This window comes from Marinobacter sp. (assembly GCF_041687235.1).
GTDB lineage: Bacteria > Pseudomonadota > Gammaproteobacteria > Pseudomonadales > Oleiphilaceae > Marinobacter.
In genome coordinates this window covers 126,172-142,943 of the sequence record NZ_JAWLCH010000001.1, presented here as the reverse complement: position 1 = coordinate 142,943, position 16,772 = coordinate 126,172, and the positions used below count along the sequence as shown (strand labels likewise).

General features: G+C 59.0%; 15 protein-coding genes. 4 read left to right on the top strand and 11 right to left on the bottom strand.

Annotation, left to right across the window (positions count from 1 at the left end; translation table 11 throughout):
* Positions 1–184: 184 nt before the first annotated feature.
* Positions 185–1,369: a MalY/PatB family protein gene (locus ACESMK_RS00635; RefSeq protein WP_372994243.1), complete on the top strand. Its 1,185-nt coding sequence runs from the start codon at positions 185–187 to the stop codon at positions 1,367–1,369.
* 14 nt (positions 1,370–1,383) lie between these two features.
* On the opposite strand, the gene ACESMK_RS00630 is transcribed toward ACESMK_RS00635, so the two are convergent.
* From ACESMK_RS00630 to ACESMK_RS00615, 4 genes are all read right to left on the bottom strand, one after another.
* Complete coding sequence (locus ACESMK_RS00630; RefSeq protein WP_372994241.1) at positions 1,384–1,929, bottom strand: carbohydrate-binding protein; 546 nt, start codon at positions 1,927–1,929, stop codon at positions 1,384–1,386.
* Positions 1,922–2,890, bottom strand: coding sequence for a DMT family transporter (locus ACESMK_RS00625; protein ID WP_372994239.1), 969 nt, complete (start codon positions 2,888–2,890; stop codon positions 1,922–1,924). Before ACESMK_RS00625 ends, ACESMK_RS00630 begins: the two co-directional genes overlap by 8 nt.
* A gap of 45 nt (positions 2,891–2,935) precedes the next feature.
* Positions 2,936–4,294: a succinylglutamate desuccinylase/aspartoacylase family protein gene (locus tag ACESMK_RS00620; protein WP_372994237.1), complete on the bottom strand. Its 1,359-nt coding sequence runs from the start codon at positions 4,292–4,294 to the stop codon at positions 2,936–2,938.
* Between the two features lie 102 nt (positions 4,295–4,396).
* On the bottom strand, positions 4,397–6,034 hold the full coding sequence (locus ACESMK_RS00615) for an MBL fold metallo-hydrolase (protein WP_372994235.1): 1,638 nt from the start codon (positions 6,032–6,034) through the stop codon (positions 4,397–4,399).
* A 297-nt stretch (positions 6,035–6,331) separates the two neighbouring features.
* On the opposite strand from ACESMK_RS00615, the gene ACESMK_RS00610 reads away from it, so the two are divergent.
* Positions 6,332–6,757 (top strand): thioesterase family protein, encoded by a 426-nt coding sequence (locus tag ACESMK_RS00610; protein WP_372994233.1) that lies wholly within the window; start codon positions 6,332–6,334, stop codon positions 6,755–6,757.
* Here the strand turns inward: ACESMK_RS00610 and ACESMK_RS00605 are convergent.
* The 4 genes from ACESMK_RS00605 to ACESMK_RS00590 all read right to left on the bottom strand — a co-directional run bounded on the left by ACESMK_RS00605 (position 6,743) and on the right by ACESMK_RS00590 (position 11,240).
* Positions 6,743–8,053 (bottom strand): MATE family efflux transporter, encoded by a 1,311-nt coding sequence (locus tag ACESMK_RS00605; protein WP_372994231.1) that lies wholly within the window; start codon positions 8,051–8,053, stop codon positions 6,743–6,745. The two genes, ACESMK_RS00610 and ACESMK_RS00605, sit on opposite strands and share 15 nt — an antisense overlap.
* A 251-nt stretch (positions 8,054–8,304) precedes the next feature.
* Positions 8,305–8,802 carry a thiol peroxidase gene (gene tpx, locus ACESMK_RS00600; RefSeq protein ID WP_372994229.1) on the bottom strand — a complete coding sequence of 166 codons (498 nt, stop codon included), beginning with the start codon at positions 8,800–8,802 and terminating at the stop codon, positions 8,305–8,307.
* A 70-nt stretch (positions 8,803–8,872) separates the two neighbouring features.
* Positions 8,873–10,093: a Bcr/CflA family multidrug efflux MFS transporter gene (locus tag ACESMK_RS00595; RefSeq protein WP_372994228.1), complete on the bottom strand. Its 1,221-nt coding sequence runs from the start codon at positions 10,091–10,093 to the stop codon at positions 8,873–8,875.
* Positions 10,094–10,328: 235 nt separating this feature from the next.
* The gene (locus ACESMK_RS00590) at positions 10,329–11,240 is read right to left on the bottom strand and encodes a LysR family transcriptional regulator (protein WP_372994227.1); all 912 of its coding nucleotides are present in this window, start codon (positions 11,238–11,240) and stop codon (positions 10,329–10,331) included.
* 135 nt (positions 11,241–11,375) lie between these two features.
* Here ACESMK_RS00590 and ACESMK_RS00585 point away from each other — a divergent pair, with 135 nt between their 5' ends.
* Positions 11,376–12,047, top strand: a complete 672-nt coding sequence (locus tag ACESMK_RS00585) for a haloacid dehalogenase type II (protein ID WP_372994225.1) — start codon at positions 11,376–11,378, stop codon at positions 12,045–12,047.
* A gap of 148 nt (positions 12,048–12,195) precedes the next feature.
* Here ACESMK_RS00585 and ACESMK_RS00580 read toward each other — a convergent pair whose 3' ends face one another.
* Positions 12,196–13,347 (bottom strand): alpha/beta fold hydrolase, encoded by a 1,152-nt coding sequence (locus ACESMK_RS00580; protein ID WP_372995407.1) that lies wholly within the window; start codon positions 13,345–13,347, stop codon positions 12,196–12,198.
* 221 nt (positions 13,348–13,568) lie between these two features.
* Between ACESMK_RS00580 and ACESMK_RS00575 the strand changes: the two genes are divergently transcribed.
* On the top strand, positions 13,569–14,462 hold the full coding sequence (locus tag ACESMK_RS00575; protein WP_372994223.1) for an acyltransferase: 894 nt from the start codon (positions 13,569–13,571) through the stop codon (positions 14,460–14,462).
* 10 nt (positions 14,463–14,472) lie between these two features.
* On the opposite strand, the gene ACESMK_RS00570 is transcribed toward ACESMK_RS00575, so the two are convergent.
* Both ACESMK_RS00570 and ACESMK_RS00565 read right to left on the bottom strand, forming a co-directional pair.
* Positions 14,473–14,676: a hypothetical protein gene (locus tag ACESMK_RS00570; protein ID WP_372994221.1), complete on the bottom strand. Its 204-nt coding sequence runs from the start codon at positions 14,674–14,676 to the stop codon at positions 14,473–14,475.
* 61 nt (positions 14,677–14,737) lie between these two features.
* Complete coding sequence (locus ACESMK_RS00565; protein WP_372994219.1) at positions 14,738–16,723, bottom strand: ribonuclease R family protein; 1,986 nt, start codon at positions 16,721–16,723, stop codon at positions 14,738–14,740.
* Between the last annotated feature and the right edge of the window lie 49 nt (positions 16,724–16,772).

The following is a 16,772-nucleotide window of genomic DNA, read 5'->3' as shown; positions in this document are numbered from 1 at the left end:
TGTTGTTATTGAATAAACCGTTAGGTTCGCAAGTATCGGCCCGCTTGGGCAAGTGTTAATCGACGATGTTCGACCAAAGCCGGAGATCAACGCAATGGCAGCCTTCGGGGGCGGCGGTTGCGATGGGCGTTCGTGCCCACCACAATAGGTTCTTTAATGTCCTGATCTGTCCTGGAGAGTACCTGTGTCCAGCCCGTTTGATCGTCCCGTTCACCGGGAAAATACCGGTTCCGTCAAATTTGATGCCCGCAAGGCGGTTTTTGGCACCGAGAATGTGATACCGGTCTGGGTGGCCGATATGGACTTTGCGGCACCGGAGGCCGTCACCCGTGCGTTGAGTGAGCGGGCCGCCCACCCGGTTTACGGCTACACTCTGTTTCCCGACAGCCTTTACCAGTCGATGATCGACTGGTTCGCCACCCGGCACGGCTGGGAGATCCGGCGGGAATGGATACTGATGGCGCCCGGGGTGGTGCCATCAATTAACGCCGCGTGCATGGCCTACGCCGGACCTGGCGAGGGCGTCATCATCCAGCCGCCGGTTTATCCGCCGTTCTTCAGTTCGGTGCGGCACAGCGGCCGGGTGGTGATCGAAAACCCCTTGGTGCCGGAGGACTCGGAAACCGGAGACCCGGGCCACTACCGCATGGATCTTGATCACCTGGAACAGTGCGCGGCCCGCCCCGATGCCCGGATCCTGCTGCTGTGCTCGCCCCATAACCCGGTTGGCCGCGTGTGGTCTGAAGAAGAGCTGACAGCAGTGCTGGACATCGCCCGCAGGCAGCAGCTGGTGGTGGTCTCGGACGAGATCCATTGTGATTTGACGTTCCGGGATAAGCCCCGGCACAGTATGCTGGCAAACCTTGCCGAGCCCGATGACGCGCTGGTAACGGCGATTGCCCCCAGCAAAAGCTTTAACATGCCCGGGCTGGGCTTGTCGGCTTTGGTGATTCCCGACGCCGACCGGCGGAATGCCCTGAAGGCGGTGTTCGAGTCCATGCATCTGCCCCAATGCAATCCGTTCAGCATTGCCGGGTTTGAGGCTGGTTACCGTCACGGCGGCCCCTGGCTGGACGACCTGATGGCCTATCTGCAGGCAAACCGGGATTACGTGGTAGAGGCGGTTGCCCGGTGCCTGCCCGGGATTCGGGTGTCGGCGCCGGAGGGTACTTACCTGATGTGGCTTGATTGCCGCGAACTGGGCCTGGACGATGCCGGACTCAAACGCTTTTTTGTCCGGGAAGCCGGTGTGGGCATGAATCCCGGACTCTCCTTTGGTGACCCGGGCAGTGGCTTTATGCGCCTGAACATCGGCTGCCCGAGATCGGTCCTGGAAGAGGTCATCGGCCGTATTGAAGCGGCCCTCTAGTTTTCCTGGCCCGGTTACTGTCCCTTCAAGGCACAGTGATCCTCCACCAGCTGCCAGCGTGGAGGCTTGTTCATGCCGGGCATATCACCGTTGGTTTCACGGATTGCCTCCCAGATCTGACCGCCATGGCTGACCAGGCTGCCAACCGTGTAGCTTCTGGAGAACTGCCATGGGTCTGGCCGGACGCACATACCGGATGCTGTCTCGCCTCGTTTGGGCTCGCCCTCTGTTTCGCTGGTTCCGGTTTGCGTCTTTTCCGGTTTATCCCCCGTCTGGGAGGGTTTGACCGTTTGCCGCCTGTCCTTGCAGTCCGGCACCGAATCCAGTTTGATCCAGTCGAACGTAATGCCCGGCTCCAGCCCCTCGTGCAGTTCCCGGGATTCATACCACTGCCCCTTGTGGAAAACCGCAGCGCCCGCCGGGTAGTAACGGGTGGGCACCCACCTGGATTCCTCTGGATCGCAGGGTTCCGCGGCAGCCGGAGCAGACAGGCCAGCGGTTAACAGGACCAGACCGAGGCAAAAGAAGCCGCGAATGTTCCTGACGATGTGTTCAACCATGGTTGTCTCCTTTTGCTGGCTGCTCTGGGGGGTGGTAGTTGGTGCGGTTTCGGGTTTGTGTGGCCAGAACCAATCCGGCAAGAATCAGCAGGCCACCGATAACGTGAAACAGCCCGAGGGATTCGGCCAGGAAAATGCCAGCCAGAACGGAGGCGAAGACCGGTGTCAGGTACATAAAGATAGCTGCCCTGGCCGGGCCAATTTTATGCACACCGTGGTTCCAGAAGCCATAGGCCAGGATCCCCGGGAAGATTGCGAAATACAGCAGCGGCATGGCGGTGCTTTCCGAAAGCTCGAAGCCACCGGAGAAGAAAAGCAGATCGGCCAGGTAGAACGGCAGTATGACCAGCGTTCCGAGAAGGATCTGGGTGGTCAGGAAAGTCAGTGCCGGCAGCGGTACCGCTTGTCGCCGCAAGAGCACCGAAAAAAGCCCCCAGCTGAATACCGCTGCCACCATGATCAGATCTCCGGGCTGGGCCTGCAGGCGGGTCAGCACCGAGAGATCACCTCGGGCCACCACGGTAACAATGCCGGTTATGGCCAGTGCGATCCCGATCGCCTGGATCGGGCGAGTCCGGTCGCCCAGAAGAATCCAGGCCAGCAGCGCCACGAAAATGGGAATCGTGGCATTGATCAGGGCAATGTTGGTCGCCGTGGTTGTCGTTGCCGCCAGGTACAGCAGTGAATTGAAGGCGCCCACGCTGAAGGTGGCCAGTGCCAGCATGGATCCGAACCGCTGGCGGATAACCTGGCGGTGGCGCCACATCCCCGGAAGCCCGAAGGGTAGCAGGATCGCCAGGGCAATGATCCAGCGCCAGAAGGACATGGACATCGGTGGGATATTCTCTACGGTACCCCTGGCGACAACCGCGTTGCCGGCCCAGAACAGGGGCGTAAGAACCAGACCGACGTAGGCGAGACCTGGAATTCGCGATAATAATCCGGCGTTCTCCGACGACACACAGGCTCCTGTTGGTTTGGTGGTGTCCGAAAAACGCCTAGCATACTACTCTCCCGGAACTTCTGCCTCCGTACCAATGTGGTAGGCGGCAAATCCTGCCATGACGACCTGATCCACCGCCATACCAATAACGCGGCCGTTGCTGGAAGACCGGATGGGGTGCTGGGCATTGGTGATCGGATCGGAGACGTAACCGAGAACCTCGCCTTCCGAGACTTTTGCCCCCAATTCAATCTCGCTGAACAGGATGCCTCCATGTTCGGCCCGCACCCAGGTGGAATCGTAATAGACCGGTTCCGGATCTCCCCAGACAAACATTCTTGAAATCATTCCGTGCTTGTCCATCAGGCTGTTGAGGCTGTTAACACCGGCCTCAATCTGATGCTCCTGGATTCTCAGGGATTCCCCGGCTTCAAGTGTTACCGCGGTGATTCCGGCTTCCACGGCGGCCGTGCGGAGCATGCCGGCAGAGCCGGAGCTGTGAACCACCGCCATTCGATCGAAGCCCCGGGTGAACTCGGCAACATCGGCATTGTTCATGTCTGCTCGAAGTTGTGGAAGATTGGTGCGCTTGAGTGAGCCGGTATGGATATCCACCAGCATGTCGCACTGACGGATAACATTTTCGAACAGGGAATAGGCCACCCTGTCAGCCAGATTGCCGTTCTCGCGGCCCGGGAAATACCGGTTCAGGTCCCGGCGATCGGGCAGGTAGCGGCTGCCTTGCTGGAATCCGGTCAGGTTGACAATGGGCACCCCAATGACGCGCCCGGTCAGTTTTTCCGGATTGAGGTCGTACATGGTTCGCCGGATGATCTCGATGCCGTTGAGTTCGTCACCGTGAATTGCCCCGGTCAGGCAAAGCGTGGGCCCGGCATTGACGCCGTTAACGACCAGTACCGGGGTAATCTGCGAGAGGCCCGCAATCTGTATTTCCGGAGACCACGCCAGACGCGTTGAGGTCCCGGGAAGAATCTCCTGGCCCAGCAGGGTAAAGCTCTCTGCGGGAACGGGTACCTCCGGCTGTTCGGCGTCCGGGGTGATTTCTTCTTCGCCTGGCTGGGTATCCGAACCTGCTTCGGTTTCCGTATCCGCTTCAGGCCGTGGCGTGACTTTTTTAAGGTCAATGTTTGGAGCAATTTTGAGTTTTTCCGGCGTATTTTCATCCCGCCGGAGTTCAGTCGCCGGCGAGTCGCCCCCGGAGCCAGGCTCGCGACCTTCTCGGGGCTCGGAGCGAACCACATCTTCCACATTCTCATCTTCGGCAAGCTGGGCAACGATCACATCGCTGTTCTGCTCATCGTCACTGTTTTCTTCAGCTGACATCAACCCTGGCAGGGTCGCCGCGACCATCAGGAACGGAAGAGACCGGAAAGTGGCGTTTTTGAACCTTCGAAACAGCATAAGTCCTCTCGTACCTCACCAATACGCCCAAGAATAGGGGGCGATCGGGTTTATGAATACGGGTCTTTTGCGAATTCTGGTTACGATTCTGTCACTGCCCTGTCACTTCGCGTGTACCACATGCCACAGATCATTTTCCCGGAAGGCCCGGTGCTCGGCTTCCAGCTTCAACAGATGTGCCAGGGCCGACCGAGATGCCAGGCCGTGGATTGCTGCCGGTACGTCGTCGTAGGCTTTTGCCGTCAGGGCCTTGAGGTCCACAGGAGCCAGTGCCTCAAGCGCCCGGGCCACCTTGTGCTCCCGGGACAGACGATGAGTGATCAGAAAATCGATCACCGCTTCCGGATGCCCCATCAGAAACCCGTGGGCCGGAGCAATGTAGCGGACGGATTCCGCCAATAGATCGTACAGCGATTCAATATAAGCCTTCATGTCCCCATCCGGCGGATTAATCACCACGGTGGAGCCCTGCATGATGTGATCCCCGGAAAACAGCAAATCCTGATTGGCCAGAAGATAGCAAAGGTGATTGGACGCGTGCCCAGGCGTGTGAAGGGCCTTCAGCACCCCCGCCTCGGTCACAATCAGATCGCCGTGTTCCGGTTCATCATCCGGCCTGAACGTCTGGTCCTGCCCTGCACCGGGAGGTGCCGGCCACCCCAATACACGGCAGCCGGTGTGTTCCTTCAGCGCAGCAACGGCCGGCGAATGATCCTGGTGTGTGTGGGTTACCAGAACCTGATCAATCACCCCGCCGGTCACCTCCAGAATCCGCTTGATATGGGACTCGTTGGCGGGGCCGGGATCAATCACCGTGAAGCGCTCGTGGCCCAGAATGTAGGTGTTGGTCCCGGGCCCGGTCATCATGCCCGGGTTGGGCGCCGTCAACCGGATGACCCGGGCAGCGACCTCAACCGCTTCTCCGGGAATAATCTCTGCATGAGTCGAACCTTCACCTTCCGGATCCAGCTTCGCCGCCTCATCATAGGCCGGCGCTCCCGGTTCCAGCGTCACCGGCTCGCCCTTTTTGACCGCCGGCCAGGGCTGGCTCGGGTAAGGTTCCGGAGGATTGGCGTGGGCATAACGCATCAGCGCATCGGTGCTATCAAAATCACAGAGCACCCGCAGCGTACGGATGGTGGGCAGCCCCAGCAAACGTTCCCCCTGACGATGGTCTGCAAGCGCCTGTTCCGGGCGAATCCAGACATGATCAATGGTCTCCACCCCGTCATGACCGGCCAACTGGCCTTCCGGAGCGGGCGCCACAAAAAACCGCGTATCAAAACGCCGTGGCGGTCCTGGAGGCGTGATCCAGTGGCCCAGATACGCCAGCCTGTCCAGGGGAATGGCCAACCCATGTTTTTTGCACAGACTGGCCAAAGACAGATCGCCATCGAACACCGACTTCCGGTCAGCATGTGCCGGATGATCTCCGGATATCGGGCTGCCCTGTTTGTCCACCGCAAGCAGAACCCCGGACTCTTCAAAACACTCCCGAACCGCCGCCAACATATAGTCGGCACCGCCTTCATCGACACTCATGGTCTGACTGATCTCGGCGTCTCCGGGCCCGATAATATGGTCCTGACCGTGAGTCTCGTTTTCCTCGACCCGCCCGCCGGGGAACACAAAATAGCCGGGCATAAACACGGCGTCCCAGGTACGTTGCAGCAGCAGGACTTCAAGGCCTTCGGCAGTATCACGAACCAGAACCAGTGTGGCAGCAGGGCGAATATCCATAAGACTCCATCTTAAAATACTTGTTGTTGGTGCGCGGGAGTAATACGAACGATGGCAGGGAAGGGCCTTCCAAAACTGTCTGGAGCCAGGGATGGCGACAGTCAAGCGCCACAGGGATGTGCCGCCAGGAGCGTGTTTTGGAAGGCCCTTCCCTGCCGTCGCTCCACCATAACTCGAGGCGCATAGCGAACTTCCAATAGCAAGATAACCGATTTGGGGCTGGACGTCTTGAGATGAACACTAAAGTCGAACAGCGTATGATTCGCCCCAAGATCCCCAGTGAAAACAGGAACCCCCGTGGCCCGAATCAAACTCTCCTTCCCGGACGACGTCTTCTCCTTCGAAACCAGAATGCCCGTCAGAATCACCGACATCAACGGCGCCAACCACCTCGGCAACGACGCCCTGATCTCCATGCTCTCTGAAGCCCGGGCCCAGTTCCTGGTCAGCTACGGCATCCAGGAAGCGAGCAAAGACGGCACCGGCATTATCGTTACCGACCTGGCCACCATGTACCAGTCGGAATCCTTCTTCCCGGAAATGCTGCGTTTTGAAGTGGGCCTTATGGACTTCAACAAGTATGGCGGGGATTTTGTGTTCCGGGTCACCAAGGCCGAGAGCGGCCAGCCGGTGGCACTGGCCAAATACGGTTTTGTCTTCTTCAACTACCACCGCAAGGAAGTGGTGACAGTGCCCGAGAGCTTCCGCTCACGATTTGCCTGAAGATACCTCGGCCTTCAAACGCGTCATGCCGGCCCGGTAAAAGCTGTAAGCCATGGCGCCGGCGAACAGATTGCCCACCAGCGCACCACTCATAAGGCCGAAGACGCCGTTGAGCTGGCTGCCCAGCCAGAGCAGCGGCAGGAAGCACAGGAACAGGCGCAGGGTGGACACCAGCAGGGCCCGCATCGCCAGGCCGAGGGCATTGCACACCGACACCATCAGCATACACACGCCCAGACCGCTGTAACTGAGCGGTACCCGCACCAGATAACCGGCAAGAACCTCCTGAACATCACTGTCGCTGGAGAACAGCTCGGATACCAGTCCCGATGCCACCACCCAGGTCAGGCCGATGGCCAGCTGCCAGACCACCACAAACCGGACCGCAAGACGCACCAGTTTGCGAATCTGCTCGATTTCCCCGGCCCCCAGCATGCGGCCAATCATCGGCGGCATCGACATGGTCAGTGCCAGTACCACCACGATGGAGAAAAATTCCAGGCGGGTGCCCAGACCCCAGGCAGCCACTGCGGCAGAACCGAATCCAGCCACAAGGGCCGTCGCCAGCATAGCCGAGACAGCCGGCATCAGCTGGCTGACCATCGCCGGGGCCATGATGCCGGTCAACTGTTTCAGGGCCTTCCAAAGGGCGAGCTCCCGAAGATCGAACCGGATCCAGTGGCGTTTCAGGAGTTTCGGGTAGATTACCATGCAGCCAATACCGAACGACGTTATGGTGGCCCAGGCGGCACCCGGCAATCCCCAGCCGAAAACAAAGATATAGAGCGGGTCCAGGGCGATGTTGGTCAGGCTCGTGGCCACCATCATGTACCCCGGCAATTTGGTGTCGCCGTGGGAGCGGCAAACGCTGTAGCCGAAGTACAGGAATGCGCCGGTCCAGGCTGCCATTAACCAGGGAACCCAGTACTGCCGGATCAGGGGCAGTAGTGAGTCTTCCGCGCCAAGGGCGGTCATGATGGGCCCCTGTAGAAACCAAAGCGCCACGCAAATGACGAAGACAAGGCTGCCGCCAACGCTAATGATCAGGCCGCCCAGACGGTAGGCGCGCAGTTCATCGCCGGCACCCAGTGTGCGGGAGACGATCGCCGTGGTCGCAATGCCCAGCCCCACCTGAAGACCGATGATCAGCTGCTGCATCGGCAGGGTAAAGCCCAGCGCCGCCAGTGGATCCCGGCCCAGCTGACCGACGAAGGCACTGTCGGCCAACTGGAAGGTCATCAGGGACAGTACCCCGAAGAGCATGGGCCAGGTCATGGTGTAGAGCTGGCGGGCCATGGATGGGTTCTGGGCGGTGGTCTGCACGGGGTGTTGTGGGCCTTCGGTTTGGCTTGGGGGCGAGATTCTAACAGGTCTGGCTTTTGGTGTTAGCAAAGGTGCCGGAACGACTTACCAGGAGACGCCGTGAACCCTTCCCTGGGGGCTTGGCATTGCCATCCCTGGCAATGCACACTCCTGCTAAGTCGTTCCGGCACCCTTGCCCAGACCGTTGGTGGTGTTTCCAACTGCTGGGCTTTGATTTTGCGCCCTTAAAGAACCTTCAACGCCGCATCGTAATCCGGCTCGTTCTTGATCTCATCAACCAGTTCACTGTGTAGAACCTTGTTGTTCTCGTCCAGCACAACCACTGCCCGCGCGCAGAGACCGGCCAGGGGGCCGTCTTGCATGGCCACGCCGTAGTCCTGCTGGAAGCTGTAGTTCCGGAAGGTGGACAGGGTTTCAACGTTTTTCAGGCCTTCGGCCCCGCAGAACCGGGCTGCCGCGAAGGGCAGATCCGCAGAAACGACGAGGACCACGGTGTTGTCCAGGCTGCTGGCTTTTTCGTTGAATTTGCGGGTGGAGGCGGCGCAGACGCCGGTATCGATGCTGGGAATGATATTCAGGATTTTACGTTTGCCGGCCCAGTTGTCGAGTTTGACTTCCTCCAGGCCGCTGTTGGTAAGCGTAAAGGGCGGCGCGTTGTCTCCGGTCTCGGGAAATTTGCCGCTCAATTCAATGGGATTGCCGTCCAGGTTAACACTGCTCATGGTATTTGCTCCTCGGTGTCTGGTTTAGAGTCTTACGTACTCTGTGTAGACCACTTTGGATGATTTTGCCTTAATTGCCGGTCGCACTTTGTGGTTCGAAACCTTTCGCAGGATAACGCTGAACCAGCAGCAGATAACAGGCCATCGCAAGTGCTGCGCAGGCGGCAATGATCAAGGCCATGACCAGTGAGGTGCCGTCGTGCAGGTGGCCGACCAGCATGCCAGCAACAGCGGCAACGCCCATCTGGGTGAAGCCGAACAGGGCAGAGGCGGAGCCTGCCATGGTGGGGAAGTTTGCCAGGGCGCCGGCCATGGTCTGGGGCAGGACCATCCCGGTGCCGATCATGAACAGGGCCTGGGGCAGAATGACTGCCCAGACGTTGAACACTTCACTCAGTGCAAGCACGGCCATCAGGCTGCCGCCAGCCACGGCAATGATCAGGCCGCGCACCAGAATCTGGTCGGGCACCAAGCGACGGCCGAGACGGACGGCAGTCAGGTTGCCAACAATGTAGCCGGCCACCATACAGGCAAAGTACAGGCCGAACTGTTCTGTCGGCACGCCCAGGAAATCAATAAGCACGAACGAAGAGCCCGACAGGAAGGCGAACAGCCCGGAGAAGATCAGGGCATTGGTCAGGGTGTAGCCCAGGAAGCTGATGTCTTTCGCAATCGTGCGGTAGTTCCGCAGCAGGCTGCCGATTTTCAGGGACTGGCGATGCTCCGGACGCATGGGCTCGGGAATACCAAAGGCCACCACCACGGCCATCACCAGGGCATAGCCACCCAATGCCAGGAACACGGAAGCCCAGCCCAGGCTGGCCGTCAGCAGGCCGCCAATTGTCGGCGCGACTGCCGGCGCCAGGGCCATGATGCTGGCCAGGATGGCGAGAATCTTGGCGGCTTCGCGGGGCGTATAGATATCCCGGATGGCCGCCCGGCCCAGAACCGGACCGGCCGAACCGCCAAGGGCCTGCAGGAAACGGCAGAGAATCAGGGTTTCGATGTTGGTGGCCAGTGCACAGCCAATGCTGGCAATGGCGAAGAGCACGAAACCGCCAATCATGATCGGTTTGCGACCAAAACGGTCTGCCAGAGGACCACACACCAGCTGGGCAATCGCAAAGCCCACCAGATACAGGCTCAGCGTCAGCTGAACCTGATCGGTGCCGGTTCCAAAGTCTGAACCTATTTGTGGCAGTGCCGGCAGATACATATCAGTCGCCAGCGGCCCAAGGGCCACAGCGGCGGCGAGAAGTACCGTTGTCCACACACTGGTTAAAGTCAGCATTTGATCTCTTCAGCGTTATCTCGGGGTTATGACAGGGCGGGTTTGGGATGGCTTTCCAAAACTGTCTGTCGCCATGGATGGCGACAGTCAAGCGTCACAGGGATGTGCCGTAAGGAGCGTGTTTTGGAAAGCCATCCCAAACCTGGCCGTCTGACGAATGCCTGCAGTCTAGGTGAGAGGGGGGAAGAAGATAACGCCAGCAAAGCTCATACAACCTATGAGAAAAACTAATTGATTAACTTTTCAGACCGTTGAGCGTAGCGGCAACCGCATTCACCTGATTGCGCAGCCACTTGTGGGCGGGGTCGTTCTGATTACGGCGGTGCCACAACATCAGCAGGGTAAAGGGTTTGAAATCAAAGGGCAGGGGAACCCACGCAAAGTCCCGGAGTAAGTGTTTGCTCATGCCTTCCGGCGCCGTGGCCAGCATATCCGTGCCCCGCAGGAACTCCGGCAGACCGGAAAAGTTGGAAACCGTCACCACGTTGCGGCGAACCAGGCCACGAGTCTCCATGGCAGTTTCCACAGTCGGTTTTTCACCCGTGGCAAACAACAGGGCGATATGGTCCGCCTTCAGGTACTCCGGCAGATCCGCGGGCGCTTGCCGGTATTCGGGATCGTAGAACACCACCATACGATCGGCCATCAGGCCCCGCTGCATAATATCTGTCGCCTCCGGCGCGTGCGGAGAAATCACCAGATCACAGACATCCTTTCGCAACAGGTCGGCCCGGGGAATGCCCGAGGGAATCACCTGGAGACAGATGCCAGGAGCCTCCTGTCGCAACGTGCGCACCAGACCGGGCAGAAGCAAGTCCCGCTGGTAGTCATTGGCCGCAATGGTGAACGTGAACTCGGCCGTGGCGGGGCTGAACGGCGGGCCTGACGACAGGGATTGCAGATCGTCGAGGATCTGCCGTACGTGAGGGCCGGCCTGCAAAGCGTAACGGGTTGGCACAATGCCCCGCCCTGACTTCACGAACAGAGGGTCTCCCAGAGCCTGACGCAGGCGCTCCAGAGTGTGGCTCACCGCAGACTGGGTGACGCCCAGCTTTACTGCCGCACGGGACACGCTGCCTTCATCAAGCACTGCCAGAAAGGTGCTGAGGGCCCGGAAATCCAGGTTAAATGTATCAATCGGGTTCATGAATGGCAGTGTAACCCGTGGTCAACCCCAAGCGCTATGGCGGCCTCATGCATCCGTATTGAGTGATCGTTCAATATTCGATAGTGTGGTTGGATAACACAACATTAACCCCCTTTCGGAAAAGGACTGCCCACCATGACCATGACCCTCGCTTTCGACGTCTATGGAACCCTGGTCGACCCCATGGGCATGTCCCGCCTGCTGGTTGAGGATGCCGGCGATAAAGCCGAGGCGGTCGCCGCGCTCTGGCGGGAGAAGCAACTGGAGTTCTCGTTTCGCAAGGGCCTGATGAAAGTCTACGAAGACTTCGGTGTCTGCACCCGACAAGCCCTGCGTTACGCCATGGCCACCCACAAACTGACCCTGTCCGAAGAGCGCGAAAATGCCCTGATGGCAGCCTACCTGTCTCTGCCCGCGTTCGATGATGCCTTGCCGGCGTTAAAGAGTCTCCGAGGCGAATATCCGCTTTTCGCATTCTCCAATGGTGGTTATCCAGCGCTGGAGAAAGTGCTCGGGCACAACGATTTGCTCGACCAATTTGAAGGCCTGGTATCGGTAGACGATATCAAGAGTTTTAAACCCGATCCGGCTGTGTATACCTATGCCCGGCGTGCAACCGGTTCCTGGGAAAAACCACTGTGTCTTGTGTCCAGTAACGCCTGGGATGTGATTGGTGCCCGAGCTGCAGGATTACTCGCAATCTGGGTACAGAGGGATCCGAACAAGGTATTTGAAGACTGGGGGATTCAGCCCTCAGCAGTAATCAAAAGTCTTTCAGAACTGGAGGAAACACTGAAAAACCTCTGAAGTAAGAGGAGGCAGGTGTCGGGGAGGGCTTTCCAAAACTGTCTGTCGCCATGGATGGCGACAGTCAAGCGTCACATGGACGTGCCGCTAGGAGCGTGTTTTGGAAAGCCCTCCCCGACACTTGCCGGCAAACTCCAGGCTCAAAAACTCAGTCCGACCGCAAAGCAAGCCACTCCGCCAACTCCAGCCAACTCTGCCCCGGAGCCTTACTCCCCGCAAGAATGCCCATATGCCCACCCGACACAACCCGGAAGGTCTTGTCCGTAGAGCTCACATGATCCATCACCCGCTTGGCGGCACCCGGCGTCACGAGCGTATCGTCGCCGCCGGCGATGGCCAGTAAGTTGGCATTCACATTGTCCAGCCTGGCAACGTCTTCACCGATCTGGATTTCCCCTTTCGACAACTGGTTGTCGATCCAGACCCTCACAACCGTGTCCTGAATGATCCCGCCGGGATAGGCCACCATACGGTCCAGAAACGCCGAGGTGGTGGCGTGACTGGTGACAAACTCCCGGTCACCCAGACGGACGATCAGCTCCCAGTAACTCATCACGCTGGCAACCGGATTGGTCAGCTTGAACCCGATGGTATTGGCCCAGCCGGGGGTATGAAACCAGTGAGGTTTCACATCATGGAGTCGGAACCCGGTACGTTTCCGGATAAAACCGGCCACGTCCGCCATGCGCTGGTTCAAAAGCCCAAGGATCCCGGATGCGTGACTGTCGATCGGAGAGCCCAGCACGATGGCATTGCGAACGTGCTGGTCGTTGCTGAGCGCGGAATAGAACAGCGTGAACATGCCACCCATACTCCAGCCATGCAGCGACAACTCCTGTTCACCGCTGTGCTCCCGAACCCGGTTCAGGTAGGCCGGCAGCAACTCGGCCACATAGGTATGCAGGTTGTAGTGACTGTGCTCCCGCGTTGGCATGCCCCAGTCAATCAGATACACCTCGAACCCTTTGGCACGCAGAAACCGAACCAGACTGCGCTGGGGGAACAGATCATAGATCAGCATATTCACTGCCAGGGGCGGTACGATCACAATCGGTGTCTTATGGGCCGTGCGCTCAACCGCAATGGTCTCACCTTCCAGCTCGATGAAATCCTCGGCCAGTGGCGGGTAGTAACGCAGGCTGACCAGTCCGTCGGAATACAGGGTTTCGAACGGTGTCTGCCCGGCCTGAACCAGGCTGGCGGCACGGAACACCCGGTCGAAGGCATTGCCGGCATAAAGGGCCGTTTGCCGGGTAACGCCTGCCGCCCGGTCAGCGGCGGATTTGAAGAGATTGGGCATGGGAATGTCCATGGAGAATTTGACGCTCACTATACGGATTACCGAACTTCCAGTTTCACAGCCTGGAAACCGGGATTATCCATGGTGAGTTGCAAAGCGCCATGGCAGAAGTGTCCAAGCAGGTGGGCAAACCGGTCACTTCAGGCCACTGCCCAACGAGGCCCGTGGTTGTTATCATTAGGCCCCCATTTGGAAAGAACAACCAGAAAAACAGGACCGCCATGCTCAGCTTCCTCCCTGCCCCCTTGATCGGCGTACTCAATTCCATCCTGCTGGGAATCAACACCCTGTTCTGGTGCATACTGCTTTACATCCCGGCCATCCTGAAACTCATCATCCCCATCCAGGGGTTCCGGGTTCTGTGCACCAAAGTCATTATCTGGATTGCCGAAGCCTGGGTGGCCTGCAACACCGGCTGGATGAAGCTCACCCATGGCACAAAATGGGATGTGAAAGGCGCGGAAAACCTCAAGCGAGAGAGCTGGTACCTGGTGCTGGCCAATCACCAGAGCTGGGTGGATATCTTTGCCATGCAGCGGGTCTTCAACCATCGCGCCCCGTTTCTCAAGTTCTTCCTCAAGCAGCAGCTCATCTGGGTGCCGGTGATCGGCCTCGCATGGTGGGGCCTGGATTTCCCGTTCATGAAGCGCTACACCCGTGAATATCTGATCAAACATCCAGAAAAGCGGGGCGAGGATCTTCGGTCTACCCGCAGGGCCTGTGAGAAGTTCCGCTATACGCCAGTAAGCGTGATGAACTTTGTGGAAGGCACCCGGTTTACCCAGGCCAAACACGACAAACAGAAGTCGGCCTACAAGCACCTGCTGACCCCCAAGGCTGGCGGTGCTGCCTTCGTACTCGACGCCATGGGCGACTCGATCCAGACCCTGGTGGATGTGACCATCGCCTATCCGGACGGAGCACCCACCTTCTGGGAGTTTATCTGTGGCCGGGTCAAGGAAGTCAAAATGGAAATCCACACCGTTGATATCCCGGACCATCTGAAAGGCCGGGATTACTCAACGGATGCAGAGCATCGTCGGAACGTGAAGAACTGGTTGGGAGAGCAGTGGCAGGCCAAGGATGAACGTCTGGAGCGGATGCTGGCTCGCTGAGTGCCGGCAGTCAGCTCTCGGAATCGTCCTCAACCTCATCGGGATGCTCTTTCTTGTACCGCTCCCATTCTTCCCAGTCGTGGGGCGTTCCCGCATGGGGCCGGCGCAGGTGTTTGGCGTGCTCCATGGCATTGTGGCGGAGGCTGTGGTCCCGCTCTTCTTCTTCCTTGTCGAAACCGTATTTTTTAAGAAACTCGTCAGGGCTGATGGGCATGGCGCACCTCCATCAATGGATCGTGTCCTTATAGGTACGATGCGCCTGCCACTGTGGTTTTTCAACCCTCGGCAGAACGGGGCCCGGTCGGGACTTCCTGCGCTTCCACCAGTTTGAAATTGATCTGCCGGCGCTCTTCGTCCACCCCTGCAAAACTGACGGTTACCGGCTGCTCCAGTTGGAAGATGCGTCCGTTTTTGTTGTGGATCAGGCGCAGGGTGACCGGGTCAAAGCTGTACTTGCCGTCCAGGTCCTTGCAGCTGACAAAGCCTTCCAGTCCGTTGGCATCCAGGCGCACAAAGAAACCGGCCGGAACCGTACGGCTGATAACACCGGCCATGGGTTCCTCGCCAAGTGTCTTGGCAAAGTCACTCTTGAGCCAGGCTTCGAGGCTGTTTGCCGCCTGGCGGGCACGGATCTGGGTAACCTGCAGGGCTTCCAGTTGATCCTCGGTCAGGGCCCTCATGGGCACATCCCACAGGGCGGCCTTGATCAGCCGGTGTACGTAAAAATCAGAGAATTTGCGCAGTGGAGAGGTGAATGTGGTGTAGGCATCCAGGCCCATGCCCTGGTGAGGTGCGGGTTTGAAACCCAACTCGGCCCGGGCCAGCTGCCGTGACAGTATCGCCTTGACCGGCACCTCGGCCTCCAGGGCGTCGGTTTCCTTCATCAGCTTCCGGAAGCCCTCGGCCTGATGGGCATCCACGCCGGACAGGTGCGGTGCATGGCTGTCGATCAGAGCGCGGATGTTGTCGGCGCGATCATCCCGCAGTCCGGGGTGCTGGATGAACAGGCCGGCGGTCTGGTTGGTGAGGAAGTCCGCGGCGCAGCGGTTGGCGGCGACCATGCATTCTTCCACCAGGCGGTGGGCCTCGTTCTGAACGGACGGTTCGATCAGGCGAATGCGCTTGTTCTCATCCAGCCGCAACCGGAATTCTGCACGGTCACCGCTGAGCAGAGCGTGCTCGCTGCGCCATTTTCGCAGGGCTGTTGCCGCCTGATGCAGCTGATCCAGACTGTTGGCGACGGCTTCCGGCAAGGCTTTGATGTCGTCGTCTTCCCGGCCTTCGATGAGGTTGGATACCAGCTCGTAACTGAGTTTGCCCCTGGACTGGATAACCGCCTGGTGAAAGCTGTAGTCGCCGAGGCTGCCGTCGTTATTGACCTGAAGATCGCAGACCAGCGCCAGCCTTTTTACGTCTGGCATCAGGGAACAAAGGCGGGTGCTGATGCTGTCAGGCAGCATGGGCAGGGGTTCGCCGGGAAAGTAGATGGCGGTGGCCCGGTTGAACGCTTCCTGCTCCGCCGGGCTGTCTGTTTCGATCATGGCAGTCGGGTCGGCAATGGCGATCGAGAGAGTCCAGCCGGTGGCATTGGGCTCGGCCAGCAGGGCGTCGTCCATGTCCTGGGTGCCCGGGCTGTCGATGGTCACATACGGGCGGCCCGTGCGGTCTTCCCGCCCGGCTTCCCGGGATTCGATATCGCTTTCGCTGAGGCCATCGGCCTGCTTCTGCACGGCATCTGGCCAGGTGTCGGCCAGGTCAAAGGTTGCCAGGGTGAAAGAGCGCTCAATACCGGGCTCCCCGGCCTTGCCGATGACCCGCAGTACTTTGGCCTGGCCCTTGCCGTCCTTGATGGGGTGCTTGTGAATCTGGCAGTAAATGAAGTCATCCTGCTGGGCGTTCATTCGCTCTTTGGGCGGAATGAAGATCCACCGATTGATACCGGGAGTCTCCGGCACCACAAAATGCCCCTTGCCTTTGACAAGGTAACGGCCAACAAACGTGTTCAGCCGGGTTTCCAGCAGTTCGTCCACCACACCCTGGGTTTTGCCTTTTTCCACTTCCTGCTCGGTGACATTCACCCGGTCGCCCGGCAGCACCTTCTGCATCTCTTCGGGGGGGAGAAAAACATCCCGGCCTTCATCGAGCGCAACGAAACCGAAGCGGCCATTGGTGGCTTTGACCGTACCGGGGAAGACCACCTTGTTTTCCTTGATATCCGATTTCAGCTGGCGCAACTGGCTGAGGGCGTCGGCATTGAGCATGAAGTAACCTGGCTGGTAAAAATGAATGATGGGCCGGAGTATAACGGTT

Bases quoted from the DNA above. Each gene is read 5' to 3' on its own strand.
- ACESMK_RS00615 (WP_372994235.1), bottom strand. From the start codon at position 6,034: ATGGATATTCGCCCTGCTGCCACACTGGTTCTGGTTCGTGATACTGCC.
- ACESMK_RS00565 (WP_372994219.1), bottom strand. From the start codon at position 16,723: ATGCTCAATGCCGACGCCCTCAGCCAGTTGCGCCAGCTGAAATCGGAT.
- ACESMK_RS00585 (WP_372994225.1), top strand. From the start codon at position 11,376: ATGACCATGACCCTCGCTTTCGACGTCTATGGAACCCTGGTCGACCCC.
- ACESMK_RS00630 (WP_372994241.1), bottom strand. From the start codon at position 1,929: ATGGTTGAACACATCGTCAGGAACATTCGCGGCTTCTTTTGCCTCGGT.
- ACESMK_RS00570 (WP_372994221.1), bottom strand. From the start codon at position 14,676: ATGCCCATCAGCCCTGACGAGTTTCTTAAAAAATACGGTTTCGACAAG.
- tpx (WP_372994229.1), bottom strand. From the start codon at position 8,802: ATGAGCAGTGTTAACCTGGACGGCAATCCCATTGAATTGAGCGGCAAA.
- ACESMK_RS00590 (WP_372994227.1), bottom strand. From the start codon at position 11,240: ATGAACCCGATTGATACATTTAACCTGGATTTCCGGGCCCTCAGCACC.
- ACESMK_RS00620 (WP_372994237.1), bottom strand. From the start codon at position 4,294: ATGCTGTTTCGAAGGTTCAAAAACGCCACTTTCCGGTCTCTTCCGTTC.
- ACESMK_RS00595 (WP_372994228.1), bottom strand. From the start codon at position 10,093: ATGCTGACTTTAACCAGTGTGTGGACAACGGTACTTCTCGCCGCCGCT.
- ACESMK_RS00580 (WP_372995407.1), bottom strand. From the start codon at position 13,347: ATGCCCAATCTCTTCAAATCCGCCGCTGACCGGGCGGCAGGCGTTACC.
- ACESMK_RS00605 (WP_372994231.1), bottom strand. From the start codon at position 8,053: ATGGCCCGCCAGCTCTACACCATGACCTGGCCCATGCTCTTCGGGGTA.
- ACESMK_RS00575 (WP_372994223.1), top strand. From the start codon at position 13,569: ATGCTCAGCTTCCTCCCTGCCCCCTTGATCGGCGTACTCAATTCCATC.